Annotated in this window: 21 protein-coding genes and 2 tRNA genes; 9 read left to right on the top strand and 14 right to left on the bottom strand. The window is 62.7% G+C overall.

The window, feature by feature from the left end; all coding sequences use genetic code 11:
• Both ACR30Z_RS14120 and ileS read right to left on the bottom strand, forming a co-directional pair.
• Window positions 1-1,362, bottom strand: coding sequence for a bifunctional folylpolyglutamate synthase/dihydrofolate synthase (locus ACR30Z_RS14120; protein WP_144651498.1), 1,362 nt, complete (start codon window positions 1,360-1,362; stop codon window positions 1-3).
• A gap of 3 nt (window positions 1,363-1,365) precedes the next feature.
• The gene (gene ileS / locus ACR30Z_RS14125; RefSeq protein ID WP_434373153.1) at window positions 1,366-4,674 is read right to left on the bottom strand and encodes an isoleucine--tRNA ligase; all 3,309 of its coding nucleotides are present in this window, start codon (window positions 4,672-4,674) and stop codon (window positions 1,366-1,368) included.
• Between the two features lie 330 nt (window positions 4,675-5,004).
• On the opposite strand from ileS, the gene ACR30Z_RS14130 reads away from it, so the two are divergent.
• Window positions 5,005-6,054, top strand: coding sequence for an endonuclease/exonuclease/phosphatase family protein (locus ACR30Z_RS14130; protein WP_434373154.1), 1,050 nt, complete (start codon window positions 5,005-5,007; stop codon window positions 6,052-6,054).
• A gap of 60 nt (window positions 6,055-6,114) precedes the next feature.
• Here ACR30Z_RS14130 and ACR30Z_RS14135 read toward each other — a convergent pair whose 3' ends face one another.
• Window positions 6,115-6,894 carry an SDR family oxidoreductase gene (locus tag ACR30Z_RS14135; RefSeq protein ID WP_144651492.1) on the bottom strand — a complete coding sequence of 260 codons (780 nt, stop codon included), beginning with the start codon at window positions 6,892-6,894 and terminating at the stop codon, window positions 6,115-6,117.
• Window positions 6,895-6,966: 72 nt separating this feature from the next.
• On the opposite strand from ACR30Z_RS14135, the gene valS reads away from it, so the two are divergent.
• Window positions 6,967-9,585 carry a valine--tRNA ligase gene (gene valS, locus ACR30Z_RS14140; protein WP_434373156.1) on the top strand — a complete coding sequence of 873 codons (2,619 nt, stop codon included), beginning with the start codon at window positions 6,967-6,969 and terminating at the stop codon, window positions 9,583-9,585.
• A 343-nt stretch (window positions 9,586-9,928) separates the two neighbouring features.
• Entirely contained in the window at window positions 9,929-10,804 is an 876-nt protein-coding gene (locus tag ACR30Z_RS14145) for an Fpg/Nei family DNA glycosylase (protein ID WP_434373158.1), read from the top strand.
• An 18-nt stretch (window positions 10,805-10,822) separates the two neighbouring features.
• Here ACR30Z_RS14145 and ACR30Z_RS14150 read toward each other — a convergent pair whose 3' ends face one another.
• The 6 genes from ACR30Z_RS14150 to ACR30Z_RS14175 all read right to left on the bottom strand — a co-directional run bounded on the left by ACR30Z_RS14150 (window position 10,823) and on the right by ACR30Z_RS14175 (window position 16,081).
• Window positions 10,823-11,467: a mycothiol-dependent nitroreductase Rv2466c family protein gene (locus ACR30Z_RS14150; protein ID WP_434373160.1), complete on the bottom strand. Its 645-nt coding sequence runs from the start codon at window positions 11,465-11,467 to the stop codon at window positions 10,823-10,825.
• Between the two features lie 83 nt (window positions 11,468-11,550).
• A complete protein-coding gene (clpX, locus tag ACR30Z_RS14155; protein ID WP_434373162.1) occupies window positions 11,551-12,840 on the bottom strand; it encodes an ATP-dependent Clp protease ATP-binding subunit ClpX in 1,290 nt (429 codons plus the stop codon).
• Between the two features lie 182 nt (window positions 12,841-13,022).
• Complete coding sequence (locus tag ACR30Z_RS14160) at window positions 13,023-13,682, bottom strand: ATP-dependent Clp protease proteolytic subunit (protein ID WP_011775058.1); 660 nt, start codon at window positions 13,680-13,682, stop codon at window positions 13,023-13,025.
• A gap of 40 nt (window positions 13,683-13,722) precedes the next feature.
• Entirely contained in the window at window positions 13,723-14,334 is a 612-nt protein-coding gene (locus tag ACR30Z_RS14165; RefSeq protein WP_014922040.1) for an ATP-dependent Clp protease proteolytic subunit, read from the bottom strand.
• A 220-nt stretch (window positions 14,335-14,554) separates the two neighbouring features.
• A complete protein-coding gene (gene tig, locus ACR30Z_RS14170; protein ID WP_144651482.1) occupies window positions 14,555-15,937 on the bottom strand; it encodes a trigger factor in 1,383 nt (460 codons plus the stop codon).
• Between the two features lie 69 nt (window positions 15,938-16,006).
• A tRNA-Pro gene (locus tag ACR30Z_RS14175) sits at window positions 16,007-16,081 on the bottom strand.
• 128 nt (window positions 16,082-16,209) lie between these two features.
• Here ACR30Z_RS14175 and ACR30Z_RS14180 point away from each other — a divergent pair.
• Window positions 16,210-16,283: transfer RNA gene (locus ACR30Z_RS14180), tRNA-Gly, on the top strand.
• Between the two features lie 81 nt (window positions 16,284-16,364).
• Here the strand turns inward: ACR30Z_RS14180 and ACR30Z_RS14185 are convergent.
• From ACR30Z_RS14185 to ACR30Z_RS14195, 3 genes are all read right to left on the bottom strand, one after another.
• Window positions 16,365-17,252: an Fpg/Nei family DNA glycosylase gene (locus tag ACR30Z_RS14185; protein WP_434373163.1), complete on the bottom strand. Its 888-nt coding sequence runs from the start codon at window positions 17,250-17,252 to the stop codon at window positions 16,365-16,367.
• Window positions 17,252-17,734, bottom strand: a complete 483-nt coding sequence (locus ACR30Z_RS14190; protein ID WP_374955190.1) for a ribose-5-phosphate isomerase — start codon at window positions 17,732-17,734, stop codon at window positions 17,252-17,254. Before ACR30Z_RS14190 ends, ACR30Z_RS14185 begins: the two co-directional genes overlap by 1 nt.
• 97 nt (window positions 17,735-17,831) lie before the next feature.
• Window positions 17,832-18,836 carry a hypothetical protein gene (locus tag ACR30Z_RS14195; RefSeq protein ID WP_434373164.1) on the bottom strand — a complete coding sequence of 335 codons (1,005 nt, stop codon included), beginning with the start codon at window positions 18,834-18,836 and terminating at the stop codon, window positions 17,832-17,834.
• Between the two features lie 130 nt (window positions 18,837-18,966).
• Here ACR30Z_RS14195 and pepN point away from each other — a divergent pair, with 130 nt between their 5' ends.
• Together pepN and ACR30Z_RS14205 are read left to right on the top strand one after the other, a co-directional pair.
• Window positions 18,967-21,534, top strand: a complete 2,568-nt coding sequence (pepN, locus tag ACR30Z_RS14200; protein ID WP_434373165.1) for an aminopeptidase N — start codon at window positions 18,967-18,969, stop codon at window positions 21,532-21,534.
• 51 nt (window positions 21,535-21,585) lie between these two features.
• On the top strand, window positions 21,586-22,065 hold the full coding sequence (locus tag ACR30Z_RS14205) for an OsmC family protein (RefSeq protein ID WP_144651471.1): 480 nt from the start codon (window positions 21,586-21,588) through the stop codon (window positions 22,063-22,065).
• Here the strand turns inward: ACR30Z_RS14205 and ACR30Z_RS14210 are convergent.
• A complete protein-coding gene (locus ACR30Z_RS14210; RefSeq protein WP_434373166.1) occupies window positions 22,062-23,060 on the bottom strand; it encodes an NAD-dependent epimerase/dehydratase family protein in 999 nt (332 codons plus the stop codon). The two genes, ACR30Z_RS14205 and ACR30Z_RS14210, sit on opposite strands and share 4 nt — an antisense overlap.
• An 87-nt stretch (window positions 23,061-23,147) precedes the next feature.
• Between ACR30Z_RS14210 and ACR30Z_RS14215 the strand changes: the two genes are divergently transcribed.
• On the top strand, window positions 23,148-23,846 hold the full coding sequence (locus tag ACR30Z_RS14215; protein ID WP_144651467.1) for a mechanosensitive ion channel family protein: 699 nt from the start codon (window positions 23,148-23,150) through the stop codon (window positions 23,844-23,846).
• Window positions 23,839-24,321, top strand: a complete 483-nt coding sequence (locus ACR30Z_RS14220) for a globin (protein WP_144651465.1) — start codon at window positions 23,839-23,841, stop codon at window positions 24,319-24,321. Before ACR30Z_RS14215 ends, ACR30Z_RS14220 begins: the two co-directional genes overlap by 8 nt.
• Window positions 24,322-24,324: 3 nt before the next feature.
• On the opposite strand, the gene ACR30Z_RS14225 is transcribed toward ACR30Z_RS14220, so the two are convergent.
• Window positions 24,325-24,996 carry a hypothetical protein gene (locus ACR30Z_RS14225; protein ID WP_144651463.1) on the bottom strand — a complete coding sequence of 224 codons (672 nt, stop codon included), beginning with the start codon at window positions 24,994-24,996 and terminating at the stop codon, window positions 24,325-24,327.
• Between the two features lie 63 nt (window positions 24,997-25,059).
• Between ACR30Z_RS14225 and ACR30Z_RS14230 the strand changes: the two genes are divergently transcribed.
• A complete protein-coding gene (locus ACR30Z_RS14230) occupies window positions 25,060-25,965 on the top strand; it encodes an acyl-CoA thioesterase (RefSeq protein WP_144651461.1) in 906 nt (301 codons plus the stop codon).
• Window positions 25,966-26,010 lie beyond the last annotated feature (45 nt).

Raw genomic sequence — 26,010 nt, forward strand, 5'->3', positions numbered from 1 at the left:
CTAGGCACTCGCCTTTCCGAGCAGGATCCGTGCCTCGGCCACCACCGTGATGGAACCCGTGACCAAGACTCCACCTGCGAGGTCGTCGTTGGATTCCGCACGCTCAACAGCCCACTCGAGGGCGTCGTCCAGCTTCTCGGCGATGTGCACGTTGTCCTCGCCAAAGCCAAGGTCGACGGCGAGTTCGGCAAGTTCCGCTGCCGGAACGGCGCGGGCTGAGTTGGACTGCGTGAAACAGAACTCCTCGGCGAGTCCGCCCAGGGATTCCTTAAGGGTCTTCAGTATCTCCTCGGCGTCCTTCTCGCGCAGGACTCCAACCACCACTACCAGCTTGCTGAAGGTGAATGCCTCCTGGATTGCTTCTGCCGTGACACGAATGCCGTCCGGGTTGTGGGCTGCGTCAACCACCACTGTGGGTGCGGTCCTCACGACTTCCAGCCGGCCGGGCGACGTCACCGTGCCAAAGGCTTCCTTGAGCACCTCAGCATCCAGTTCTTTCTCTCCCCCGCCGAAGAATGCCTCAAGGGCAGCCACGGCAACAGCGGCATTCTCGGCCTGGTGGGCACCATGCAAAGGCAGCAGCAGGTCTTCGTAGCGTCCGGCGAGTCCCTGGATGGTCAGGACCTGGCCGCCCACGGCGACGCTGCGGGACTCCACGCCGAATTCCACACCCTCGAAACGGAACGGCACGTCCACTTCCCGGGCCTTTTCCAGCAGGACCTGAGCAGCGTCCACCGGCTGTGCGGCGCTTACCAGGAAGCCGCCCGGCTTGATGATGCCGGCCTTCTCGTAGGCAATGTCCTCGGTGGTGTCGCCCAGGAGGTCAGTGTGGTCCAGTGAAATGGGTGTGATGACGGAGACTTGGCCGTCGCCAACGTTGGTGGCGTCGGTAATGCCACCCAAGCCAACTTCCATGACCGCAACATCAACGGGCTGGTCGGCGAACACCGCGAAGCCCAGGATGGTCAGGCACTCGAAATATGTCAGCCGTGGCTGGTTGTCGGCCACGAGTTCGTTGTCCACGATCTCCAGGTAGGGGCGGATCTCGTCCCAGATCCGCACGAAGGTCGCGTCCGGCACGGGCTCACCGTCGATGCTGATGCGCTCTGTCACCTTGGACAAGTGCGGGCTGGTGTAGCGGCCCGTGCTGAGTCCGTGGGCACGCAGGCCGGCCTCGATCATGCGGGCGGTGGACGTCTTTCCGTTGGTTCCCGTGATGTGGATGATCGGGAAGGCCTTGTTCGGCTCCCCCAGCACGTCCATGGCACGGAACAGCGGTGCCAGGCGGGGTTCCATCTTGTTTTCCGGCGCGCGGCCGAGGAGTTCGGCGTAGACGCTCTCAACGGAAAATTCGTCAGTCATGGTTCAGGCCCCTGCCTTGGTGACATGGAGACCGTATTCGGAACCATCCACGTTCTTGAACCGATGATCTGTTATGAGCACGCTCGTCCGGTAGTCGATGGAACGGGAAAGTGTCTCTTTCGCAATCAAATCCTCGTGGTCTCGGGCCGCTTCAAGTTCGGCTCCTGAAAGACCTGCGATGACGGTGTGAATGCGATCAGAAACATCGAAACCACTGTCTTTCCGGACAGCTTGGATCGACCGCACCATGTCCCGTGCCAAACCTTCTGCAGCCAGGGCTGGCGTCACCTCTGTGTCCAGCACAACGAAGCCACCCCCCGGAATGGCTGCGACAGAGCCGTCACCGGACATTGATGTAACAGTCTCAAATTCGTCGGCTTCGAGCGTGTATCCGGCAACGTGTAATTGCGTGGGGGTAACAAGAACGTCCTTTCCCTCTTCAAGCGCCTTCTTTACCCGTTTTAGATCAGACCCCAGCTTCGGGCCAGCCTTCCTGAAGTTGAGCCTGACCTCAGTGCCGATGCCGTATTTCTCGATTGCCTCGCTTGTCGCATGTTCAAACTCGACCGATTTGAGGTTCAATTCGTCGGCGATGGTTTCGCTAAACGATGACAGCGCCTCGGCCCCAAGCGCAACCACAGTCATCTTTTGGAGGGGCAATCTGACGCGGAGTTTGGCTGCTTTGCGCAGGCTGGAGCCCGCTGAGCAGATGGATCTGGTGCGATCCATGGCTTCCACCAGGCCGGGGTTGGACGGGAACAGCGAAGCATCCGGCCAGTCAGCCAGGTGAACGGAACGGCCACCCGTCAGTCCACGCCAGATCTCTTCCGAGACGAGCGGAAGCAAGGACGCTGAAACACGGCACACGGCTTCAAGCGCCGTGTACAAGGCGTCGAAGGCGTCAACGTTCTCGTCGAAGAAGCGCTGGCGACTGCGGCGGACGTACCAGTTGGTGAGCATATCCAGGTAGCTGCGCAGTTCATCGCAGGCGCCGGAGATGTCATAGGCGTCCAGGCTGGTGGTGACGTTGCGGACCAAGTCACCGGTGTTCGCCAGGAGGTACTGGTCCAACGTGTCGGTGTAGCCGTCATAGCGCAGCGTCGCTTCATAGCCCGAGCCGCCATTGGCGGCGTTGGTGTACAGCGTGAAGAAGCTGTACACGTTCCACAGCGGCAGGATGACCTGGCGGACACCGTCCCGGATGCCTTGTTCGGTCACCACCAGGTTGCCGCCGCGGAGGATGGGGCTGGACATGAGGAACCAGCGCATGGCGTCCGAACCGTCGCGGTCCAAAACTTCGGAGACGTCCGGGTAGTTGCGCAGGCTCTTGGACATCTTCTGTCCGTCGGAGCCCAGGACGATGCCATGGCTGATGACGTTGCGGAACGCCGGACGGTCGAACAACGCCGTGGACAGGATGTGCAGCATGTAGAACCAGCCACGAGTCTGGCCGATGTACTCCACGATAAAGTCAGCGGGGTTGTGGGTGTCGAACCATTCCTGGTTTTGGAACGGGTAGTGCACCTGCCCGTAGGGCATTGAACCGGAGTCGAACCACACGTCCAACACGTCTTCAACGCGGCGCATGGTGGACTTGCCCGTGGGGTCGTCAGGGTTGGGCCGGGTCAGTTCGTCGATGAACGGACGGTGGAGATCAACCTGTCCTTCGTTGTTGACTGGCAGGCGACCGAAGTCCGCTTCCAAGTCGGCCAGCGAACCATAGACGTCCGTACGTGGGTACTCGGGATCGTCGGACTGCCACACCGGGATGGGCGAACCCCAGTAACGGTTGCGGCTGATGGACCAGTCGCGGGCGTTGTCCAGCCACTTGCCGAACTGGCCGTCCTTGACGTTGCCCGGGATCCAGTTGATCTCCTGGTTCAGCTCGGACATGCGGTCCTTGAACTTGGTGACCTCGACATACCAGGAGGACACAGCGCGGTAGATCAGCGGGTTGCGGCAGCGCCAGCAGTGCGGGTAGCTGTGCTCGTAGCTGGCTTGGCGCACCAGCCGACCGTCGGCGCGGAGTACCTGGGTGATGGGCTTGTTGGCGTCGAACACCTGCAAGCCGACGATCGATGCCAGCTCGCCGTGGGCAAAGAGCGGCAGGAACTTGGCGCCCTCGTCCACGGACAGGACCACGGGGATACCGGCCTCTTCACAGACCTTCTGGTCATCTTCACCGTAGGCAGGAGCCTGGTGGACGATTCCCGTACCGTCGGTGGTGGTCACGTAGTCGGCCACCAGGAAGCGCCAGGCGTTCTGGGTGCCGTACTTCTCGGCGTCGGCAAAGTCGTTCCACAGCGGCTCGTACTCAAGTCCTGCGAGCTCGGCCCCCGTATGGGTGGCTGTGACGGCGGCAGTCGCGGCAGCGGCGTCGTCGTAGCCCAGGTCCTTGGCATACGACCCCACCAGGTCGGCAGCCAGCAGGAAGCTGCCGCTGACAGGCGCCTCCGCGGAGGCTGCCTTGACGCCGTTGGGTCCGGCAGGCAGGACGGCGTAGGTGATGTCAGGTCCGACGGCGAGCGCCAGGTTGGTGGGCAGCGTCCAGGGCGTGGTGGTCCAGGCGAGCGCCTGCACACCTTCAAGAGCCTTGGAGAGCTCGGAGTCCCCGGGCTTGATGGGGAACGTTACCGTGACCGTCTGGTCCTGGCGGTTCTTGTAGACGTCGTCGTCCATGCGGAGTTCGTGGTTGGACAGTGGGGTCTCGTCCTTCCAGCAGTACGGGAGGACGCGGTAGCCGTTGTAGGTCAGGCCTTTTTCATGCAGCTGCTTGAAGGCCCAGAGGACCGACTCCATGTACTCGACGTTGAGGGTCTTGTAGTCGTTCTCGAAGTCCACCCAGCGGGCCTGACGGGTGACGTAGGCCTTCCACTCGTTGGCGTACTTCATCACGGAGGCCCGGCAGGCGTCGTTGAACTTGTCGATGCCCATGGCTTCGATCTGGGTCTTGTCGGTCATGCCCAGTTGCTTCATGGCTTCGAGTTCAGCGGGCAGGCCGTGCGTGTCCCAACCGAAGCGGCGCTCCACACGCTTGCCGCGCTGGGTTTGGTAGCGACCGACGAGGTCCTTGGCGTAGCCGGTCAGCAGGTGGCCGTAGTGCGGCAGGCCGTTGGCGAAGGGAGGGCCGTCGTAGAAGACGAATTCATTGCTGCCGTCCGTGCCCGCATCCCGCTGGTCGATGCTGGCTTGGAAGGTGCCGTCTTCGTCCCAGTATTTGAGGATGCGCTCTTCGATTTCCGGGAACTTCACGGAAGCAGACACGCCGTGCGTGCCGGACGAAGACGCTGAGGCCTTGGGGTAGTGGGTCATCTCATATCCTGTGATAGCTGGTTGACTGTCAGGATGCGAGGACGGCTACGGTTTTGACCTGCGCCAACACCGGTACCGCGGTACCACCTCACTTACCGGAATACGGGACCCCGGCCTCTCATTACTGCTGTGACGGGCTTACCCGTCCGGTTCTACTGTGCGTTGTCCGCTGGTAAAAGCGTCCAATGCCGTTCTTCCGGAAGCTCGCCGGTGATGGCCGGGTCAAAGCTGATAACCCAAGTCTACCGGCAGCCGAGGCCCTTGCTCTACTTGGGAAGTTCATCCCTTGGATGGACTCCGGCGCTTGGTGCCATGAATAGACTCGAACCCATGGATCATCCCGCTCCCGCCCTTCCGGCAACCCGTCCGGTGCGACGCCGCGCGTCCGTGGCATGGTCAGTGCTGGCTTTGCTGGCTGCATTGCCGGTGGCGGGGATTTCGCTGTTCCGTGCTGTCCCTGCGGAGTGGCCTTTGGTGGTGGTCCAAATCCTGTCCTTCACGCCCTGGGTGGTGCTGCCGGCCGCTTTGGCGCTGCTGCTTGCCTTGGTGGGGCGCCGCCTGTGGGTCGTCATATCGACGGCGGTCCTGCTGGCCGTCCAGCTGTTCTGGCTCTTTCCGTTGGACGCCGGCACAGCCGAAGCCCTGCCTGCCGAGGCTGCGACGGTCCCCCTGAAGGTCATGAGCCTTAACTCCGAATACGGGGAGGCGGATGCCGCCAGCATCGTGAGGCTGGTCCGTGACAACGGCGTCCAACTGCTGACTCTCCAGGAACATACTCAGAGGCTGGAAGACCAGCTGCGCTCCGAGGGCTTGGAAAAACTACTGCCCAACCTTGTGAGCGAACCCAATGACGACGCTTCCGGTGGTGCCGTATATTCGGCGTTCCCCCTCGAAGCCGCCGGGCTTCTGCCTGGTACGCCCTTCCGCATGGACGTCACTCGGGTCCTCCTGACGGACTCCGCGTCCGGCGCCAAGTCCACGCTGCACCTCACCAACGTGCACGCACTGCCGCCGGTGGATGACCGGATTGCCCAGTGGCGGAGCGACCTCGGCAAGGTTGCACGCCAGGCCGCCCGGCCGGGGAACCACTTGCTGATGGGCGACTACAACTCCACCTACGATCACTCCGAGTTCAGGGAATTGCTGGACTCGGGGCTCAGCGGCACCTCGACGGGCGGCAGGAAGCTGGTGGATGTGGGAACGGTCTCGGGTGGCCGGTTCTCCCCCACTTGGCCGATGGAGGGCCTGCCGCTGCCGGGAATCGTCATCGACCATATGGTGACAACGCCGCGGATCAGCAGCGGGGACTACTCGGTCCATCAGGTTCCCGGTTCGGATCACGCAGCAATTGTGGCCAGCCTCGTCATCCCTGCCGGCTAAGACGTTCATTCGCCGCTAAACCGTCGAGTGCCAGCAACGGTTTAGCGGGTCGGCAACGGGTTAGCCTTCCTTGCGGATCAACTTGTGGTTGGCCGCCTGTGCGACAGGGCGAACCACAATCTGGTCCAGGTTGATGTGGTGCGGCAAGGAGACGGCGTACTTCACGACGTCGGCCACGTCCGCGGCAGTCAGGGGCTTCTCCACCCCTGCGTAGACCTTGGCGGCGGCATCCTTGTCACCCAAGCGGTTGAGGGCAAACTCCTCCGTGTGGACCAGACCCGGAGCCACTTCAATGACCCGGACGTTGTTGCCCACCTCTTCCAGGCGAAGGGCATTGGTCATGGCGTGCTGGGCAAACTTGGCGGCGTTGTAGCCGGCACCGCCCTCGTAGGCGGACAGTCCGGCCGTTGACGTGAGGTTGAGGACCGTCCCTTCGCCGTGCTGGCGCAACATGGGCAGGAAAGCCCGGGTGATCTTCATGGTGCCCAGGACGTTCACCTGGTACATCCAGTCCCAGTCACCCGTGTCGGCATTTGCGATGGTGTCTGCGCCCCGCGCACCGCCGGCGATGTTGATAAGCGTGTCAGCACCTCCGGCTTTGGCGACCTCCGCGAGCAAGGCGGCAACGTCGTCGTCGTTGGTGATGTCTGCCGGGAACGGCACGGCGCCGGTTTCGGCCCCCAGGGCACCGAGCCTGTCGGCCCTGCGCGCCACAGCAAAAACCTTCCAGCCAGTGGAGACCAAAGCCCTCACGGTGGCCTCACCGATGCCGGTGCTGGCCCCGGTTACCACGGCCGTCTTGTTCTGTCCTGCGGGGATATTGTGCGCTGCCAAAGTCATGGCACTACCCTATCCGGGGTGCGGGGTCCCGCGGCGGCGGGTTGTAACGCCGGGCCATGAAACAATTGGTCCATGGCTGAATCAACGCAGGGTACAGACACGCCCGCCACCGCCCCCATTAACGTTCCCGACAAGCCGGCCCTTGAAGGCCTCGAGGCTGCCTTGACGCAGCGCTGGCTGGAAGAGGGAACCTACAAGTTCAATCCGGACACCACCCGGGAGCAGGTCTACTCGATCGACACTCCCCCGCCCACGGCATCCGGCTCGCTCCACGTGGGCCATATGTTCTCCTTCACGCAGACCGACGTCCAAGCACGCTACATGCGCATGACGGGCAAGAACGTCTTCTACCCCATGGGCTGGGACGACAACGGGCTGCCGACCGAGCGTCGCGTCCAGAACTACTACGGTGTGCGTTGCGATCCCGCCATCCCCTATAAGGCTGACTACACACCGCCGGCCCAGCCGGCCAAGAACCAGCGCGATTTCGACGTCGTTTCGCGCCAGAACTTCATCGAACTGTGCGAGGAACTCGCCGTTGAGGACGAGAAGGTCTTCGAGAACCTGTTCCAGACCCTCGGCTTGTCCGTGGACTGGGACCTGACCTACCGCACCATTGACGACACCTCCCGAGCAGTGTCCCAGCGCGCCTTCCTGGCCAACCTTGCTGCGGGCGACGCCTACATGGCCGAGGCACCCACCCTGTGGGACGTGACCTTCCGTACCGCTGTGGCTCAGGCCGAGCTTGAGGACCGCGAAGTCGCGGGCGCCTACTACCGCTATCCCTTCTTCACCGAAGACGGCGAAAAGATCTTCATCGAGACCACCCGCCCGGAACTGCTCGCCGCTTGCGCCGCCCTGGTAGCAAACCCCGACGACGAGCGGTACCAGCCGCTGTTCGGCAAGACCGTCAAATCTCCGCTCTTCGACGTCGAGCTTGAAGTCAAAGCCCACCCGCTCGCCAAGGCGGATAAGGGCTCCGGCATCGCCATGGTGTGTACGTTCGGTGACCTGACGGATGTCACCTGGTGGCGCGAACTGCAGCTTCCTACACGTGCCATCATGGGCCGCGACGGCCGCATCATTGCCGACACCCCGGACTGGATCACCACCGACGCCGGCAAGGAGGCCTACGCCGCGATCGCGGGCAAAACCGCCTTCTCCGCCAAGGAAGCAGTGGTTGAACTGCTCAAGGCAGCGGACCTGCTCGATGGCGAGCCGAAGAAGATCACCCACCCGGTGAACTTCTTCGAAAAGGGCGACAAGCCCCTCGAGGTTGTCACCTCCCGCCAGTGGTACATCCGTAACGGTGGCCGGGACGAGGAACGCCGCGAACGCCTGATCGGACGAGGCCAGGAAATCACCTTCCACCCTGCGTTCATGCGCTCCCGCTACGAGAACTGGATCGCCGGCCTGAATGGTGACTGGCTTGTATCCCGCCAGCGCTTCTTCGGCGTGCCGATCCCTGTCTGGTACCCGCTGGACGCCCAAGGCAACCCGGACTACGACAACCCGATCCTGCCCTCGGACGAGATGCTCCCCGTGGACCCTGCAGCAGACGCCGCTCCCGGTTTCGAGGAGTCGCAGCGTGACCAGGCCAACGGCTTTACCGGCGATGCGGACGTTCTGGACACCTGGGCCACGTCATCGCTGACACCGCAGATCGTGGGCGGCTGGAGCCGTGACGAGGACCTGTTCTCCAAGGTCTACCCGTTCGACCTCCGTCCCCAGGGCCACGACATCATCCGCACCTGGCTGTTCTCCTCAGCAGTGCGTGCCGACGCCCTGCAGAAAAGTGCACCGTGGAAGCACGCAGCCATCTCCGGCTGGATCCTGGACCCGGACAGGAAGAAAATGTCCAAGTCCAAGGGCAACGTCGTTGTCCCCACGGACGTGCTGAACGAGTACGGTTCGGATGCCGTGCGCTACTGGGCTGCTTCGGCCAAGCTCGGCGCCGACACGGCCTACGAGATCGCCCAGATGAAGATTGGTCGCCGCCTGGCCATCAAGCTGCTGAACGCCTCCAAGTTCGTCCTGAACCTCGGCGCCACGGAAAACTCGGTGGTGGCTTCCGACCTCTCGGTGCTGACCAACCCGTTAGACCGCGCGCTGCTGGCGCAACTGTCCGACGTCGTCACCCAGTCCACCAAGGCCTTCGACAACTACGACTACGCCCGGGCACTCCAGATCACGGAATCGTTCTTCTGGCAGTTCACGGACGACTACGTGGAGCTCATCAAGGACCGGGCCTACGGTGCCGCTGGAGAAACCGAGCAGTCCTCCGTCTTGGCTGCCTTGGCGACGACGCTGGATTCCCTCCTCCGCCTTTTCGCACCGTTCCTGCCGTTCGCCACTGAAGAGGTCTGGGGTTGGTGGCGCACCGGATCCGTTCACCGTGCCGAATGGCCGGCTGCTTTGGACATCACCGACGGCGACACCACCATGCTGGGTACTGTGGGCATCGCTCTCAGCGGTATCCGCAAGGCGAAGTCAGAGGCCAAGGTCAAGCAGCGCACAGAGGTGCTGTCCGCGTCCATCACAGCCTCGGAGGTCTTGGTGGCACAGTTGAAGGCCGGCCTCGGTGACTTGAAGGCTGCCGCCAACGCCCAGGAGATCACACTCCAGTCCGGCGAAGGTGAACTGACGGTCAGCGATGTTGTCCTGGCACCTGCCGAGGAGACTCCAGCCTGATCAGGCTACGGTGAGCCCGGCAGTCCGGGCAAAGGGGAAGCCCCATCAGCGTTTTGCCGTTGGTGGGGCTTCGACTTTTCGGCTGTCTGGTGACGTCTTGACAGTCTGGCGGAATCCTTGGAATTTCAGGTCTTCCTACCTCGTCACTGGTAGCTTGCTTCCAACTTTGCCAAAGGCTGCGTTGGTTGCATATCACTGAATCTTTGGTTTCCGTGTCCCTCTTCTTTCGAAGTGGGTAAGAACCATTGTTGTCCCGCCGACAGGGATGCACAAGGCCTTGGAACGAACTACAATCCTGTAGTTTTCCTGCGCCCTTGGACCTACCTGTGGCAAAGTATTGTCCATGCCGGAACTCCCCGAAGTGCACGGCCTGTGCATGTACTTGGACACCCAACTCCATGGAGCTGTGCTGACCGAAGTCCGCATCAACTCCATCTCCGCGCTCAAGACCGCGGACCCTCCCTACACCGCCTTGGAAGGCCGGACCGTCCAAGGCGTGCAACGCATTGGGAAGTTCGTCAGCATTGACGTTGACGGCCTGTTCTTCGTGTTCCACCTGGCCAAGGCCGGCTGGGTCCGCTACACGGAGCATCCGTCATCGGCCGGCTTGCGCATGGGAAAAAGCAACATCTCAGCACGGCTCCTGCTCCACCGGCCCGCGGATGATGCCCACATCGGGGTGGACCTGACAGAGGCGGGAACCAAGAAGAGCCTGGCCATCTATGTCGTCAGGGACCCCCAGGACGTCCCGGGCATTGCTACCCTGGGGCCCGAGCCCCTCAGCCCCGACTTCGATCTTGACGCACTGGCCGTAATCCTTGGCTCCAGTTCCCAGCAGATTAAGGGACTACTCCGCAGCCAAAGCGTGATCGCCGGGATCGGGAACGCCTACAGCGATGAGATCCTCCACGCAGCGAAGATTTCACCCTTTGCCAGCGCAAAATCATTGGACAGGGAGACGGTGGCCCGGTTGTACGAGTCCATGCAGGAGGTATTGGTGGGCGCCGTCAACGCGGCCGCCGGGAAACCTTCCAGCGAGCTCAAGGACACCAAACGCAGCAACTTCCGGGTGCATGCGCGGACCGGCCAGCCATGCCCGGCGTGTGGTGACACGGTCCGTGAGGTGTCCTTCGCGGACACCTCACTTCAGTACTGCGCAACATGCCAGACCAACGGGAAGATCCTTGCTGACCGGCGGACCTCACGGTTCCTTAAGTAGCGTTTCCCTTCACGTGTGTTAGTTGAATTCAGGGCTTTCGGTGCGGCTGCGCTTCAACTCGAAGAAGTGCGGGTAGCCAGCCAGGGTGACGGTAGCGTCCCAGATACGGCCTGCTTCCTCGCCGCGCGGAATGCGGGTCAGCACAGGACCGAAGAACGCGGTTCCATTGACGGCTACAACCGGAGTACCTACGTCCTGGCCCACCAGCGAAATGCCGGCCTCATGGCTAACACGCAACTGGGCATCGTACTCATCCGAGTCCGCAAAGCGGGCCAGATCAGCCGGAAGTCCGGTCTCCGCGAGGGCCTTCTGAATCACCGAAGCGCGGTCCTTGTTGCCCTCGTGGTGAATCTGCTCCCCCATGGCGTCATAGAGAGGCTTGACGTAGCTGCTCCCGTGCAGCTCCTGGGCAGCAATGATCACACGGACGGGACCCCAGCTGTCGTCCATCATGGCCCGGTAGTCGGCGGGGAGGTCGCGGCCCTCATTGAGGACAGAGAGGCTCATGACGTGCCACTCAGTTTCGATGCCCCGCACCTGCTCCACTTCACCGATCCAGCGCGACGTGATCCAAGCGAACGGGCAGACGGGGTCAAACCAGAAATCGGCTCGGTTGGTTGTCTGTTCTGGGGCAGTCGCTTCGGACACAGTCTGTTCAGGCACAGTGAACTCCTCGAAAAGGGTGGGAAGGTGGCATGAGGCTCGCGATCCCGAAGGAACCGCTCCTTGTTTAGGCCAACAGGTGGCTAGGCCGACTTATTCCGGCGCTTCGCCACGACGTCGTGGGCGATCATGGTGGGCTGGGCCTTTTTGGCTACCACGTCAGCTGTGATGACTACCGTGGCGATGTCGTCCCTGCTGGGGAGATCGAACATGACGGGAAGCAGCACTTCTTCCATGATTGCCCTGAGGCCACGTGCACCAGTGCCGCGTTCCAGGGCCTGGTCAGCGATGGAATCCAAGGCGTCGTTATCGAATTGCAGGTCCACACCGTCCAACTGGAACATCTTCTGGTACTGCTTGACCAGCGCATTCTTTGGAGTGGACAAAATCTGAATCAGGGCAGGGCGGTCGAGGTTGGACACCGTGGTGATGACCGGGAGCCGGCCAATGAATTCCGGGATAAGGCCGAACTTGAGCAGATCCTCGGGCATGACTTCGCCGTAGGTATCTACGTTGTCCCGGGCCTCGTTGAGGGGTGCACCGAACCCGATGCCCTTGCGCCCCGAACGCGACCCAATGATGTCTTCCAGGCCCGCGAATGCTCCGGCAACGATAAAGAGAACGTTGGTGGTATCGATCTGGATGAATTCCTGGTGCGGGTGCTTGCGCCCACCCTGCGGGGGCACGGAGGCCACCGTTCCCTCGAGAATCTTCAACAGCGCCTGCTGCACGCCCTCGCCGGAGACATCGCGGGTGATCGACGGGTTTTCGCTCTTACGCGAGATTTTGTCGATCTCGTCGATGTAGATGATTCCTTGCTCAGCCTTCTTGACGTCGTAGTCGGCGGCCTGGATGAGTTTGAGCAGGATGTTCTCGACATCCTCGCCTACATAGCCGGCCTCCGTCAGGGCCGTGGCATCAGCAACCGCGAAGGGAACATTGAGCCGCCGGGCCAGCGTTTGTGCCAAGTACGTCTTGCCACAACCAGTGGGCCCGATCAGGAGGATGTTGGATTTGGCGATCTCCACGTCTTCGTGGTGTGATCCCTCACCAAGGCTTCCGGTCTTGGGAGCATGCCCTGCCTGAATGCGCTTGTAATGGTTGTAGACGGCCACAGCCAGCGACCGCTTGGCGGGTTCCTGGCCGATGACGTATTCCTGCAGGAAATCGAAGATCTCACGGGGCTTGGGCAATTCAAAACTACCCAGATCCGAGACTTCCGCGAGCTCTTCTTCGATGATCTCGTTGCAAAGCTCGATGCACTCGTCGCAGATGTACACACCGGGCCCGGCAATCAGCTTCCGCACCTGCTTTTGGCTCTTTCCGCAGAAAGAACACTTCAGCAGATCCGTGCTCTCGCCAATCCGAGCCATGTGGGAATCCCTTCGTTGCATGCGGGTGATGCGGCTCCGCGCCGTACTCAAGTGTGCGGCCAAGCCGCGGATGGCACCACCGTGACAACATCCACTCTAGGTCACAATGGGCTGCTTGCGTGGAAACAGAACGCCGGTGCGGTCCATATTTCTTGAACCGCACCGGCGTCGATTTCCGTGTGCTACCGGGCGATTGCCTGCGGCTTGATCTTCCGGGAGTCCAGAACCTGGTCGATCAGACCGTAGCTCAGGGCGTCCGCAGCAGTGAGGATCTTGTCTCGCTCGATGTCGTTGTTGACCTGCTCGGAAGTACGACCCGAGTGGTGTGCCAGCGTGTCCTCAAGCCAGGTGCGCATGCGCATGACTTCCGCTGCCTGGATCTCGAGGTCGGATGCCTGTCCGCCTTGGCCGCCGGACAGGGCGGGCTGGTGGATCAGGACGCGGGCGTTCGGCAGTGCCAGGCGCTTGCCGGGTGTACCGGCGGCCAGCAGGACGGCAGCAGCACTGGCTGCCTGGCCCAGGCATACCGTCTGGATCTCCGGGCGGATGTACTGCATGGTGTCGTAAATCGCCGTCATGGCGGTGAACGAGCCACCCGGCGAGTTGATGTACAGGGTGATGTCGCGGTCCGGATCCGTCGACTCGAGCACCAGCAGCTGGGCCATGATGTCGTCGGCGGATGCGTCGTCAACCTGGACGCCGAGGAAGATGATGCGGTCCTCGAACAGCTTGGTGTACGGGTCCTGGCGCTTGAAGCCATACGGCGTGCGCTCCTCGAACTGGGGCAGGACGTAACGGCTGGACGGGAGATTACCGGCAGACCATCCGAAGTTGTAGTTCATGTTCTTTACTCCTGGGGTTTCAGTGGCTCTTTGGTGCCGGTTAGTTTTCGGAGTTCGACTGGTTGGCCGTACCGCCGCCACCGGCAACGGAACCGGCGTGGGCGGAGATCTTGTCGAAGAAGCCGTACTCCAGGGCCTCGGTGGCCGTGAACCACTTGTCGCGGTCGTTGTCCTTGAGGATGGTTTCCACGCTCTGGCCAGTCTGCTCGGCCGTAAGTTCAGCCATGACCTTCTTCATGTGCAGGATCAGTTCCGCCTGGATCTTGATGTCCGACGCCGTGCCGCCGATACCGCCGGAGGGCTGGTGCATCAGGATGCGGGCGTTGGGGGTTGCGTAGCGCTTGCCCTTGGTGCCCGAGGACAAAAGGAACTGACCCATGGATGCTGCCAGGCCGGTTGCCACGGTGACTACGTCATTGGGGATGAACTGCATGGTGTCGTAAATAGCCATGCCGGCCGTGACGGATCCACCTGGCGAGTTGATGTAGAGGTAAATGTCCTTCTCAGGGTCTTCGGCCGAGAGGAGCAGGAGCTGGGAGCAGATGGCGTTGGCGTTCTCGTCACGCACCTCAGAGCCGAGCCAGATAATGCGCTCTTTCAGCAGGCGGTTGTAGATGTAGTTGTCCTGGGCTGCGGGATCGACAGTTGCCATCCGGGGAGCCTCTGATTGCTGTGACATAAGTACTTACCTCTCGCTGGTGCCAGTGACCTCACTGAACTTCACTACTTGGACACTAACCGTTTTCAAGGACGATTTGTTCGCCGAAATCGCACTGTTCGCTGACGGCGCACGTCTGCGTCCGGCACCTATGTTCAGGCTTAAAGCAAACCGACCCCGGATCCAGAGATCCGGGGTCGGTTGAAGTCGTTGACTAGAACTTCACTGCTGCGGGGTCGTCGCTGGCGACGGTCTCCGCTTCCTCCGTGGCTTCAACGGCTGCAGCCTCTTCGGCTGCTGCTTCGCCTGCAGGACGGACGAAGTCGGTGAGGTCAACCTTGTTGCCCTCGGTGTCGACAACCTCGGCCTGGCCAAGCACAACTGCCAATGCCTTGCGACGACGAACCTCGGACACCATCATGGGAACCTGGCCGCTCTGATCAATGATCTGGGCGAACTGGTTGGGGTCCATGCCGTACTGGCTTGCGGTGGTGACGATGTAGTCGATCAGCTCGTTCTGGCTGACATCAACTTCTTCCTTGTCCGCAATGGCGTCAAGGATGATTTCGTTCTGGAAAGCACGCTCGGTGTTGGCCTTGACCTCGGCGCGGTGCTCCTCGGTGTCGTGGTCACCTTCGCCGTGGGCGTTCTCCGGGTTGAAGTGTGCCTCGATCTGCTCTTCGACGACGGAGTCCGGAACCGGAACCTCAACGAGCTCAACGAGCTTGTCCAGGACCTTGTCGCGCGCCTCTACGCCCTGCTCAACAACCTTTGAGTCGGCGGCCTGCTTGGCGAGGTCCTCACGGAGCTCAGCCAAGGTGTCGAACTCGGAAGCGAGCTGAGCAAAGTCATCGTTGGCTTCAGGGAGTTCGCGCTCCTTGACGGCCTTGACCACAACCTTGACCTGGGCGGCTTCGCCGGCGTGGTCGCCACCGACCAGAGTGGTGTCGAAGATCGCTTCTTCATCGGCAGACAGGCCGGTGACGGCTTCGTCGAGGCCTTCAAGCATGGTGCCAGCGCCCACCTGGTAGGACAGGCCGGACGCGGAATCGATCTCGGCGTCATCGATCGTGGCGGTGATGTCGATGGTCAGGAAGTCATCGTTCTTCGCCGGGCGCTCAACGGACTTCAGCGTGCCGAAACGGCCGCGCAGTTCGTCCAGTGCCTTGTCGACGTCAGCTTCGGAGGACTCAGCAGCAGCAACCTCGACCTTGATGCCGGCGTACTCCGGCAGCTCGATCTCGGGGCGGACGTCGATTTCCACCTGGAACTTGAGCTCGCCGTCGGTTGCGGACGGGTCCGGAACCTCGGTGATTTCAACCTCGGGGCGGCTCAGGGGGCGAACACCGGTTTCCTGAACTGCAGCCTGGTACCAGCCATTGAGGCCATCGTTGATGGCCGTCTCCAGAACGTAGCCACGGCCAACGCGCTGGTCGATGAGCTTGGAGGGAACTTTGCCCTTGCGGAATCCGGGAACCTGGATCTGCGAAGCAACGGTCTTGTACGCGGCATCGATGCTCGGCTTCAGTTCCTCAAAGGGAACCTCAACGTTGAGCTTGACCCGCGTTGCGGTGAGGTTCTCGACAGCGCTCTTCACAGTCTAAGTACTCCTGATTTTGTGGGTATGGGGTTCTGTTGCGTCCCAGAAGCGGACACAAACACAGAGTCGGGGTGACAGGATTTGAACCTGCGACTTCCTGCTCCCAAAGCAGGCGCTCTAGCCAAGCTGAGCTACACCCCGAATGCACAGGACAGTCTACGGGTAAGCGAGCCAGGAATGCACATTTGACACTGCCGCCGGAATTAGGTTTAGTTGTACCCGGCTTCAACAGCCACCGGGAAGTTGTCCTGAAAGTGGATATTCCTCCTGGGGACGTAGCTTAATGGTAAAGCCTCAGTCTTCCAAACTGATTACGCGGGTTCGATTCCCGTCGTCCCCTCCATGTGAAACGCCCCGATCTGCGGATCGGGGCGTTTTTGTTTCGGCGAGTTTCTGCTTGGCTCGGGAGCAGAACCCGGAGGGCTCACACTTGGCAGCCCGGGCACCAATACAGTTTCCGGGCACCGATTTCCGTTACACCCACGAGCGTCCCGCAGGCCCGGCAGGGCAGGCCGTTGCGCTTGTAGACAAAGTGGGCATCGGCGTCGGGCGCTGTTGCACTGCCCGACGTCCACAGCGCGGCGGGCGTCGTAACAATCCGTCCGTCCCGGACGCCGTCGGACATGGTGTTCACGGTGTCGTCCCAGAGGCGGCCGGCGGTCTCGTGGTCAATGCTGCTGCCCGGCGTCCAGGGATCCACTGCCTGCCGGAACAGGACTTCGGCGCGGTAGATATTCCCGACGCCGGCCAGCACCGACTGGTCCATCATCAGCAGCGCCACAGCCGTTTTGCGGCGACGGAGACGACGGATGAATTCGTCGCGATCCCCTGCCCTGTTGTGCAACGGGTCAGGACCTAATCGATCCAGCACGGTTTGCGCCTCAGCCGAGGTGATGGCTGCGCAGGTGGTGGCCCCCCGAAGATCCGCCCAGCCGTGGCGGGAGACCAACCGGACCCGTACGGCGCCGACCGGAGCGGGCGGGCCGGCATACTCGCCGTCTTCGCCGGCAGAGCCGCTTTCCCGTTCGCCAATGCGCCGAGGGGCGCCGATGCTGGAGGCACCCGTGAAAGAGCTGTCGCCGCCAAAACTCCACGCGCCGTACAGACCCAGGTGAACGTGCAGGTACAACCCATGATCGAACCTGAGGAAGAACTGCTTTCCATGTGCCGTGGCTTCCACCATGGTGTGCCCGGTCAGCAGCTCCGCACCGGAGGCAAACCGCCCCTGGGGGCTGGAGACGTCCAAGGGCTGGCCGCCAAAAACGTCCTGGAATTGGCGCGCCAGCCTATGGACCGAATGCCCTTCAGGCACTACTCGACGATTTCGCCGGTTGTTTCGTACACCGCGATCTTGCCGATGCGGCGGACGTGGCGTTCGTCATTGCTGAACGGTTCCTGCAGGAACGCTTCGATGAGTTCGGTGGCTTCCTCAACACTGTGCTGGCGGCCTCCGACGGCCACGACGTTGGCGTCGTTGTGTTCGCGGGCCAGCTTGGCGGTGGAGAGGTTCCAAGCCAGCGCAGCGCGGACGCCCTTGACTTTGTTGGCAGCAATTTGCTCGCCATTGCCGGAGCCACCCAGGACGATGCCCAGCGCGTGCACGCCGGCCTCCTGGTCCGCCACGACGGCAACGCCGGCGTTGATGCAGAAGGACGGGTAGTCATCCAGGGCGTCGTATTCCTTGGGCCCGTGATCCACCACTTCGTAGCCCTTGGCGGTGAGGTGGCTGACCAGGTGGGCACTCAGTTCCATGCCGGCGTGGTCCGTAGCGATGTGGACGCGGGGTGTAGTCACAGGAAGTCCGTTTCTTTGTGGCGCGCCGGTACGGCACTGGGCAGCGGCACAGCGCATGCCGGGCGCGGCGATAAGGGATGCGCTACCTAGGGTACCGCTACCCGGGTTGTTGGGCCTGACCTTCGTCCTGGGCCCGATGGGCGGCCCTGTTGAGGATTCCGGCGAGTTTGTCAGCCGAGGCAAGAGTGCCGGCGCTGAGCGCCACACGCCCACCGTTAAGTTTCCTTACGACGACGGCAGGACCGCTGCTGACCAGCATCGCCGTGGCGTCATCATGGTGTCGCCAGCCCCACCCGCCGTAGTCGGCGGCCCTGACTTCTGCGGGGGCCGCCGCTGCGATCTCGACGGCGGGAACGGCCAGGACGCGCACGATGCCACCGGCGAACACCTGGAGTCCTCCCCTGTCGGCGCGCACCCTGGCAAACAGGAACCCGGCGCCGACCAGCGCTGCCGCTGCCACCAAGGCACCCAGCCACGGGACCGCCACAGCTATCAACGCAGCGGGAAACAAGGCCGACACAATGATCATGATGAAAACCGAGCTCCGGGCGTGCACCCACAGCCTGATGGTGTCGCTGGCGAGATCGGGATCCTCGAGCAGCTGAAGCTCAGCCTGGAGCGCCGCGTCGTCCTCGTGCGTCCAGCGGGGATCCGGTTTGAAGGCAAACATCATGACCACGCCCAGGGCCAAAGCCGCACCACTGCCCATGGCCAAAACGATCGGGTCCACATGGGATTCCCGGGCGTCAGCAGCACCGGATTGCCCCACCAGGCCAGCGGCCAGCACTGTGGTGATGAAGAGACTCACCATGAGCCCCAGGCCCATCATGACGCGCCTCATGATCACGGGCCGGGACAACGGCACCGACTGGAGGAAGGCCGCCCACCCGCAGCAGACGATGAGGGCTGCGCCGCCGGCCACATAGGCGCCAAACGGGGCGAAGGAGGTACCGCCGTCGGAATTCCACATCACCGCCACCGGGTTGGGGAGCTCGTTGCGCAGCATCTGCGCGCACACTACGAAGCCAAGGGCGAGCAGCAGAGGAAAGGCCACCGCAAACCTCAGTGCGCGGAAGTCGAGAGTGTCCCGGAACTGTCCCATGGTTCAACGCTACTCCGTGGGGGCGACACTGTGGTGATGGCTCCTTGCCTTACGGGCGCGGAGTGAAAGAATGGCTTCACACCAGCGACCGGCCTGTCCGGTCGGCCATGCCAATCCCCGGAGGCACCACTTGCCAGGCCTGAACCTCACGCGCGACGAAGCCGCGAACCGCGCCGCCCTGCTCAACGTCGAGTCCTATGACGTCGCCTTGGATCTCACCAAGGGTCCGGAATTTTTCGGATCCACCACTGTGGTGAAGTTCTCAGCTGTGCCGGGAACGTCCACGTTCATCGATGCGATCACCGAAAGGGTCCACAGCGTTACGCTCAACGGCACCGACCTGGACCCCGCCCAAATCTCCGATGGCATCCGCATCCAGCTGCCTGGGCTGGCGGCAGAGAACGAACTCACAGTCGTTGCTGACGCGCCCTACATGAATACCGGCGAAGGCCTGCACCGCTTCGTGGACCCCGTGGATGGCGAGGTGTACCTCTACACCCAGTTCGAAGTTCCGGACTCCCGGCGCATGTTCGCCGTCTTCGAGCAGCCCGACCTGAAGGCAAGCTTCACGTTCACGGTCACTGCGCCGTCGCACTGGGACGTCATCTCCAACTCCCCCACTCCGGTTCCGTCCGCAACCGCGCCCGGTGAGGACGGCGGCGCCCGCTCCGTGTGGGAATTCGCGCCCACCCCGCGTTTGTCTTCCTACGTCACGGCCTTGATCGCCGGCCCCTACCAGTCCGTTCGCTCCGAGGTTACGAGTTCCGACGGCCGGGTCATCCCACTCGGAGTCTTCGCCCGCAAGTCGCTCATGCAGTACCTCGACGCGGACAACATCTTTGAACTGACGCGCCAGGGATTCGAGTTCTTCGAGGCCCAGTTCGGCTGCGCGTACCCGTTCGAGAAGTACGACCAACTGTTTGTACCGGAATTCAATGCCGGCGCCATGGAAAATGCAGGCGCCGTCACCATCCTGGAAGGCTACGTCTTCCGCGGCAAGGTCACCGGTGCCCAGATTGAGCGCCGCGCCATCACCGTCCTGCACGAACTGGCGCACATGTGGTTCGGAGACCTCGTCACCATGCGCTGGTGGAACGACCTCTGGCTTAACGAGTCCTTCGCCGAATACATGTCGCACTTGGCTGCCGTGGAGAACACTGAGTTTGACCGGGCCTGGACCACGTTTGCTTCGGTGGAAAAGTCCTGGGCCTACAAGCAGGACCAGCTGCCCACCACACACCCGATCTTCGCCGAGATCAACAACCTTGAAGACGTGGAGGTCAACTTCGACGGCATCACCTACGCCAAGGGTGCATCCGTGCTGCGGCAATTGGTGGCCTGGGTGGGCCCGGAGCAGTTCATGGCCGGTGTCCGTACATACTTCGCCAAGCACGCCTGGAAGAACACCGAGCTCGCTGATCTCATGGAGGAACTCGAAGCCGCATCCGGACGCGATTTGGACGCCTGGGGCAAACTCTGGCTCGAAACCGCCGGTGTGAACACCCTCGCCCCCGACCTGGAGGTGGCAGACGACGGCACCATCACCGGTTTCGCGATCCTGCAGACCGCGATCGACGAACAGCCCACCCTCCGGCCGCACCGCCTCGCCGTCGGCTTCTACTCGCTCTCCGATGACGGCAAGCTGGAACGCACCCACCGCGAGGAACTCGACGTCGACGGACCCCGCACCGAAGTCCCCGCCTTGGTGGGCAAAGTACGCCCGGACCTGATCCTGCTCAACGACGACGACCTCGCTTACGCCAAGGTCCGCCTCGATGAACACTCCCTCGCCACTGCCAAAGCCCACCTGAAGGACTTCGCGGCCAGCCTGCCCCGCACCCTGGTCTGGGGCTCGGCATGGGACGCTGCGCGCGACGGCGAAACCCCGGCCCGCGGCTACGTGGACCTGATCCTGGCCAACATCGCCCACGAAACGGATTCTTCGGTCATCCTGGTCCAACTCCGCCAACTCGCCACAACCCTGACGTACTACGTTGCCGCGGACCACAAAGCCGACACCACCATCGCGGCCGCGGACAAGCTCTGGGAACTCGCTTCCTCCGTGGAGGCCGGCTCCGATGCCCAACTCCAATTCGCCAAGTCCTACGCGCAGCTGTCCCGCAGCAGCGACCAGTTGGACCGCATCCAAGCCCTCCTGGACGGGACAGAAACCCTCGAAGGCCTCACCGTGGACCAGGACATGCGCTGGGAGCTCCTGACCGCACTGGTGGCCGGCGGGCGCCAAGGCCAGGAACGCATCGACGCCGAACTCGCCCGCGACAACACCTCCAACGGCCAGAACGCGGCCGCCCAAGCCACAGCAGCCATCCCCACCCCGGAAGCCAAAGCAACAGCCTGGGACTCGATCGTGGTCACCGGAGAGCTGTCCAACGCGTTGCAGTCCTCGGCCGTGGCCGGCTTCATGCGGGTCCCGGACACCTCCCTGCTGGAGCCCTACGCGGAAAAGTACTTCGAAGCGGTCCCGGGAATCGTCAAGGAACGCACCCACGCCCTGGCACAACAGATCGTGGTGGGTCTCTACCCCGCCCAACTCACCACCCAGGCGACGGTGGACCGTACTGATGAGTTCCTGGCCGGGCTCCCCGAAGAAAGCGCGGCCCTGCGCCGCATGATGCTCGAAAACCGCGACGCCGTAGCCCGCGCCCTGCGCGCACGGGCAGCGGACATCAACGAGTAGCACCCTTGAGGCCCGTGCGGACAGTCGATCGTGCCTGGCTAGACTGTCCGCATGGGCCTCAACGAACATCACTACGCGCTGACCGTCCGCTGGACCGGAAACCTCGGCGAAGGCACCGCAAGCTACCGGGGATACTCACGCGACCACGACGTCGAGATCAGCGGACTGCCAACGTTGAAGGGATCGGCCGATCCCACGTTCCATGGAGATCGGACACGCTACAACCCTGAACAACTGCTCCTGGCCGCACTCTCGCAGTGCCACATGCTGTCCTTCCTGCATGTGGCGGTCAAGCATGGCGTGGTGGTGACCGGCTACGAGGACAACGCTGAAGGGCTCATGAAGCTCAACCGCGACGGCAGCGGACAATTCGAGAGCGTAACGCTCAAACCGAACGTCACCATCGCCGATCCCGCCCACACCGCCTTGATGCCGCAGCTTCACCACGAAGCGAACCAGGTGTGCTTCATTGCGCGCAGCGTCAACTTTCCGGTGCTGCACGAGCCGATGACGACGGCGGAAGCGGCCTAGGGCTGACGTTCCCGCCAAAGTGCCACGAGCTTCTGCTCGGTGTCACGGCCTAGGCCGGCTTTACGGTCCCGGTCCAAACCCCGTCGTTTTTCATCCTCAAGCGTCGCCGCGAGCGTTTCCTGCCACGGCCGCAGAACCATCCCGCGCTCCCGCGCGGCCCGATTGGACCGGGCTTGGAAACCGTCATGTCCCGGCGGCAGCCATAAGGGCAATGAATCAGGCCCGGCCCAGTAGTCCACACCCTGCTCCACGAGCCAGGCTTCGCTGGGCCGGACGACGTCCTCCTGCACAGTTCCAGCCACCTGCTGGGATCCGTCAATGTAGTCGCCAAACCTCACCACATCCCCCAAGGCGTTGTAAGTACCCACTAGCCCTTGTTCTGCGGATCGCAGGACCCACGCGGCGAGGTCCCGGACGTCGATGATCTGAGTCGCGGCATCGGGAATGTCCGGCACCAGTACCGTGTTGGTGTTCGCGGCGAACCGGGCGGGCCAGTAGCCGTACCTGTCAGTGCCGTCCCCTGGACCTCCGATAAGCCCGGCCCGGACGATGTGCGCTTTCTCTCCCACCAGGGCCAGCGTCATCTGCTCGATCGCTGATTTGGACTCTCCGTAGGTTTCCGGGCTGCCTGGCTGGCCCTCGGGCAACGGCTCCAGGAGAGCAGCACTTTCATCCGCGCCAGGTACGGAGTGGTCCGCGTACACCGAACAGCTGGAGACAAAAGTCCAGTGCTGCGTGCCCGGCCCCAGCACGTCCAATGCAACGCGCGCCTGCAAGGGATCCCGCGACACGTCCACCACGGCGTCCCAGCGGCCAGCCACGTCCGCGAAGGCTGCGGCACCCAACGTCCGGTCGCCCCTTACCCAGGTGACGCCGTCGGGCGGGTCCGCTGAAGTACCCCGCGCGAAACACGTGACACTATGGCCGGAAGCAACGGCCTGCCGAGCGATTTCAGCCGACAGGAAGGCGGTACCGCCCAAGACCAGGATGCGCATACCGTCACGCTACGGCGCTAGGGTTGTAGGTGGACAGAGTGTTCCGCGCCCGGCGAACACGGGCCGACGACAAGGAGTTATTCAACCTTGACCTCCATCCCCCTGGCGGAAGCAATCAACATCGAACCCGAGAAGATCGACCTCATGTCAATCCTCATCACAGTAGGCGTGGGCCTGGCCGTGTGGATCGTGGCACGCTTCATCATCCTGCGCATCACCCGACGGGTCTCCGCAGGCAGCTCTTTCTTCAAGAAGCCGCATTTCAAGTGGGTGCAACCTGCCATCCGCGCACTGGACCACGAACGCCGATCACAACGTGCCGAGACCATCGGTTCGCTGTTGACGAGCCTGGTGAGCGTCGTAGTGGTGGTAATCGTGATCATTTACGTCCTCAAATACATGAACGTGGATGTCGCACCGCTGTTGACGAGCGTGGGTATTTTGGGTGTCGCCATCGGTTTCGGCGCCCAGCAGTTGATCCGCGATTTCCTCGCGGGAATCTTCATTACCATTGAAGACCAATACGGGATTGGCGATGTGATCGTCACCAGCGAAGTCATTGGTACCGTTGAATCGGTAGGCCTGCGCATTACCCGTGTCCGTGCCGAAGATGGAGCCATCTGGTACCTGCGGAACGGTGAAATCCTGAGGGTCGGAAACCGTTCCCAGGGAGACTACGTGCCGCTGGAGACACCTGACACCAGCGACGAACCCGGCGCAGCAGCAGCGCCGGTGACAGCAGGCGCCCCGCGCGTCACCAAGGCCGAGGAGAAGTCCAATGAGTAGTACCGCAGGCGGGCAACCCCCGGCACCCCAAGCGGGCCCCCGACGCCAGCTGATGCAGAACGACCCGTTCAGCCAGCCGGCTTACACGGACAGCTTCTACGCAGCCGTCGGCGGGCACCAGACGTTCGTCAAGCTCATCGATGTCTTCTACGACGGAGTAGCAACTGATCCCCTCCTGCGCCCCATGTACCCGGAGGAGGACCTTGAGCCGGCAAAGCGCCGTTTCCTCATGTTCCTGGAGCAGTACTGGGGCGGCCCCACCACCTACGGCGAGGAACGCGGCCATCCGCGCCTTCGGATGCGTCACATGCCCTTCCGGGTCACCCCCGAGGCCAAGGATCGCTGGCTTTTCCACATGCGGAGCGCCGTCGATTCCCTTGAGCTGTCCCCGCTGCACGAGGGCACCCTGTGGGACTACATGGAACGAGCGGCGCTGACCATGGTCAACAGCCCATCAGCCGGACCGGACGCCTAGGGCCTAAAAACCGAGGCCCAACCCCGCGCCCGTGCGAACAAGCACGTGGCCGCGGGGACCACTCAAGCGGAACCAGCGTCCGTTGCGGAAGACCTGCTGCTCTGCGTCGCCCAGGAAACCCAGGGCAAAGGCGGCGAACGCGGCTCCTGCGGGCAGTTCACCCGCACCGGGGAGAGCCCGGCCCCAGACAGCGGCCCTGGCGCTGTTGACGACGGCGGCACCCGCCAAAGTGGGTATCACGCCAGCCACCTCCGCGATGCCGGCCTCGGCCGCGGACTTGAGGTCGGCGTCGAGCATGACGCCCTGGGCCTCCCAACCGCTGCGGGGTGCGCCGACACCGGCCCATGACTCGGAAACTGTCGACGGCGGAATGGGTAGTTCCACGTCCTCGGCACCGGAGCGGGCCAAACGGTCCATCACGGACGCGAGCGTCACCGTGACGTCCGCGTGGGCTGGCTCCGCCAAGGCCATGGTTCGCAGGCCAAGGATCGTGGGCGTGGACTCCCCCAGAATGCGGGGCCTGAGGACACACACATAGGCAGCCAGGACATTGCCTGCGGCCTGGAGGCGGATGGCGCCGTCGTCGATGCTTTTTGCCCGGGTGACGAAGGTTTTCAGGTCAGCAAGGTCACGGGGATCGGCGAAACGGAAGGACTGGGTCAAGACGTCTGTCACATGATCGACTCTACCGGCATGTCCTCGGTTGAGAGGGGTCGGGGCGGCGTCTAAAGTCGAACCATGACTGAGACGAACGCTGGCCTTGACGTGGAAGCACCCGCAGAAGACCCCATGGAAGTGCTGATAGGCCTGCTGGACCTTGGTGACTTCGATGGTGCCCGGACCAACGAGGACATCTTCCTGGGCCCGTCCCAGAAGCAACCCCGCCACCGCGTTTTTGGTGGCCAGGTTTTGGCCCAGTCGATGATGGCCGGCATGCGGACCGTAGAGCCGGACAGGGTGGCGCACTCGATGCACGGCTACTTCCTGCGGCCTGGCGACGCCAACAAGCCCATCACTTTTGGTGTTGAACGGCTGCGCGATGGCCGGTCGTTTTCCGCCCGACGCGTGCACGCCTACCAGGACGGCGTCCCGATTCTTTCCATGATCGCCTCATTCCAGGTGGAAGACACCGGACTGGACCATCAGGCCACCATGCCGCAAGGCATCCCTGATCCCGAATCTCTGCCCAGCACGGCCGAGTTGTTGTCCCACTTCGACCACCCGATGGCCCGGCATATGTCATCCGAGCGACCGTTCGATGTTCGCCACATTGACCCCGCCCTGTACGTATCGCCTCCCGCCCAGCAGGTGGCTACCAACGCAGTGTGGATGAAGACCATGGGCCCCTTGCCCGACGACCCCAACCTCCACCGGGCAGCGCTTGCCTATGCCAGCGACTACACGCTCCTGGAGCCAATCCTGCGTGCGCACGGCCTTGCCTGGATGACGCCGGGAATGAGCGTCGCCAGCCTTGACCACGCCATGTGGTGGCACCGCCCTGTACGCGTGGACGAATGGATGCTGTACGTCCAGGAGTCGCCCAGTGCACAAGGCGCGCGTGGGCTCGCCACTGGCCGGATCTTCAACCGCGACGGTGTGCATGTTGCCACGGTGGCGCAAGAGGGCATGGTCAGGATTCCGTAAGCTTCGCAAGCGTAAGCTTCGGAAGCAAACGCAGAAAGGCCGGCC

Source organism: Paenarthrobacter sp. FR1, assembly GCF_051106045.1.
GTDB lineage: Bacteria > Actinomycetota > Actinomycetes > Actinomycetales > Micrococcaceae > Arthrobacter > Arthrobacter nitroguajacolicus_A.

Coding starts and splice junctions, on each gene's coding strand:
- clpX (WP_434373162.1), bottom strand. CDS start 12,840: ATGGCTCGGATTGGCGAGAGCACGGATCTGCTGAAGTGTTCTTTCTGC.
- ACR30Z_RS14230 (WP_144651461.1), top strand. CDS start 25,060: ATGACTGAGACGAACGCTGGCCTTGACGTGGAAGCACCCGCAGAAGAC.
- ACR30Z_RS14220 (WP_144651465.1), top strand. CDS start 23,839: ATGAGTAGTACCGCAGGCGGGCAACCCCCGGCACCCCAAGCGGGCCCC.
- ileS (WP_434373153.1), bottom strand. CDS start 4,674: ATGACCCACTACCCCAAGGCCTCAGCGTCTTCGTCCGGCACGCACGGC.
- ACR30Z_RS14160 (WP_011775058.1), bottom strand. CDS start 13,682: ATGAACTACAACTTCGGATGGTCTGCCGGTAATCTCCCGTCCAGCCGT.
- ACR30Z_RS14210 (WP_434373166.1), bottom strand. CDS start 23,060: ATGCGCATCCTGGTCTTGGGCGGTACCGCCTTCCTGTCGGCTGAAATC.
- ACR30Z_RS14135 (WP_144651492.1), bottom strand. CDS start 6,894: ATGACTTTGGCAGCGCACAATATCCCCGCAGGACAGAACAAGACGGCC.
- ACR30Z_RS14205 (WP_144651471.1), top strand. CDS start 21,586: ATGGGCCTCAACGAACATCACTACGCGCTGACCGTCCGCTGGACCGGA.
- ACR30Z_RS14130 (WP_434373154.1), top strand. CDS start 5,005: ATGGATCATCCCGCTCCCGCCCTTCCGGCAACCCGTCCGGTGCGACGC.
- ACR30Z_RS14165 (WP_014922040.1), bottom strand. CDS start 14,334: ATGGCAACTGTCGATCCCGCAGCCCAGGACAACTACATCTACAACCGC.
- ACR30Z_RS14120 (WP_144651498.1), bottom strand. CDS start 1,362: ATGACTGACGAATTTTCCGTTGAGAGCGTCTACGCCGAACTCCTCGGC.
- ACR30Z_RS14195 (WP_434373164.1), bottom strand. CDS start 18,836: ATGGGACAGTTCCGGGACACTCTCGACTTCCGCGCACTGAGGTTTGCG.
- ACR30Z_RS14145 (WP_434373158.1), top strand. CDS start 9,929: ATGCCGGAACTCCCCGAAGTGCACGGCCTGTGCATGTACTTGGACACC.
- valS (WP_434373156.1), top strand. CDS start 6,967: ATGGCTGAATCAACGCAGGGTACAGACACGCCCGCCACCGCCCCCATT.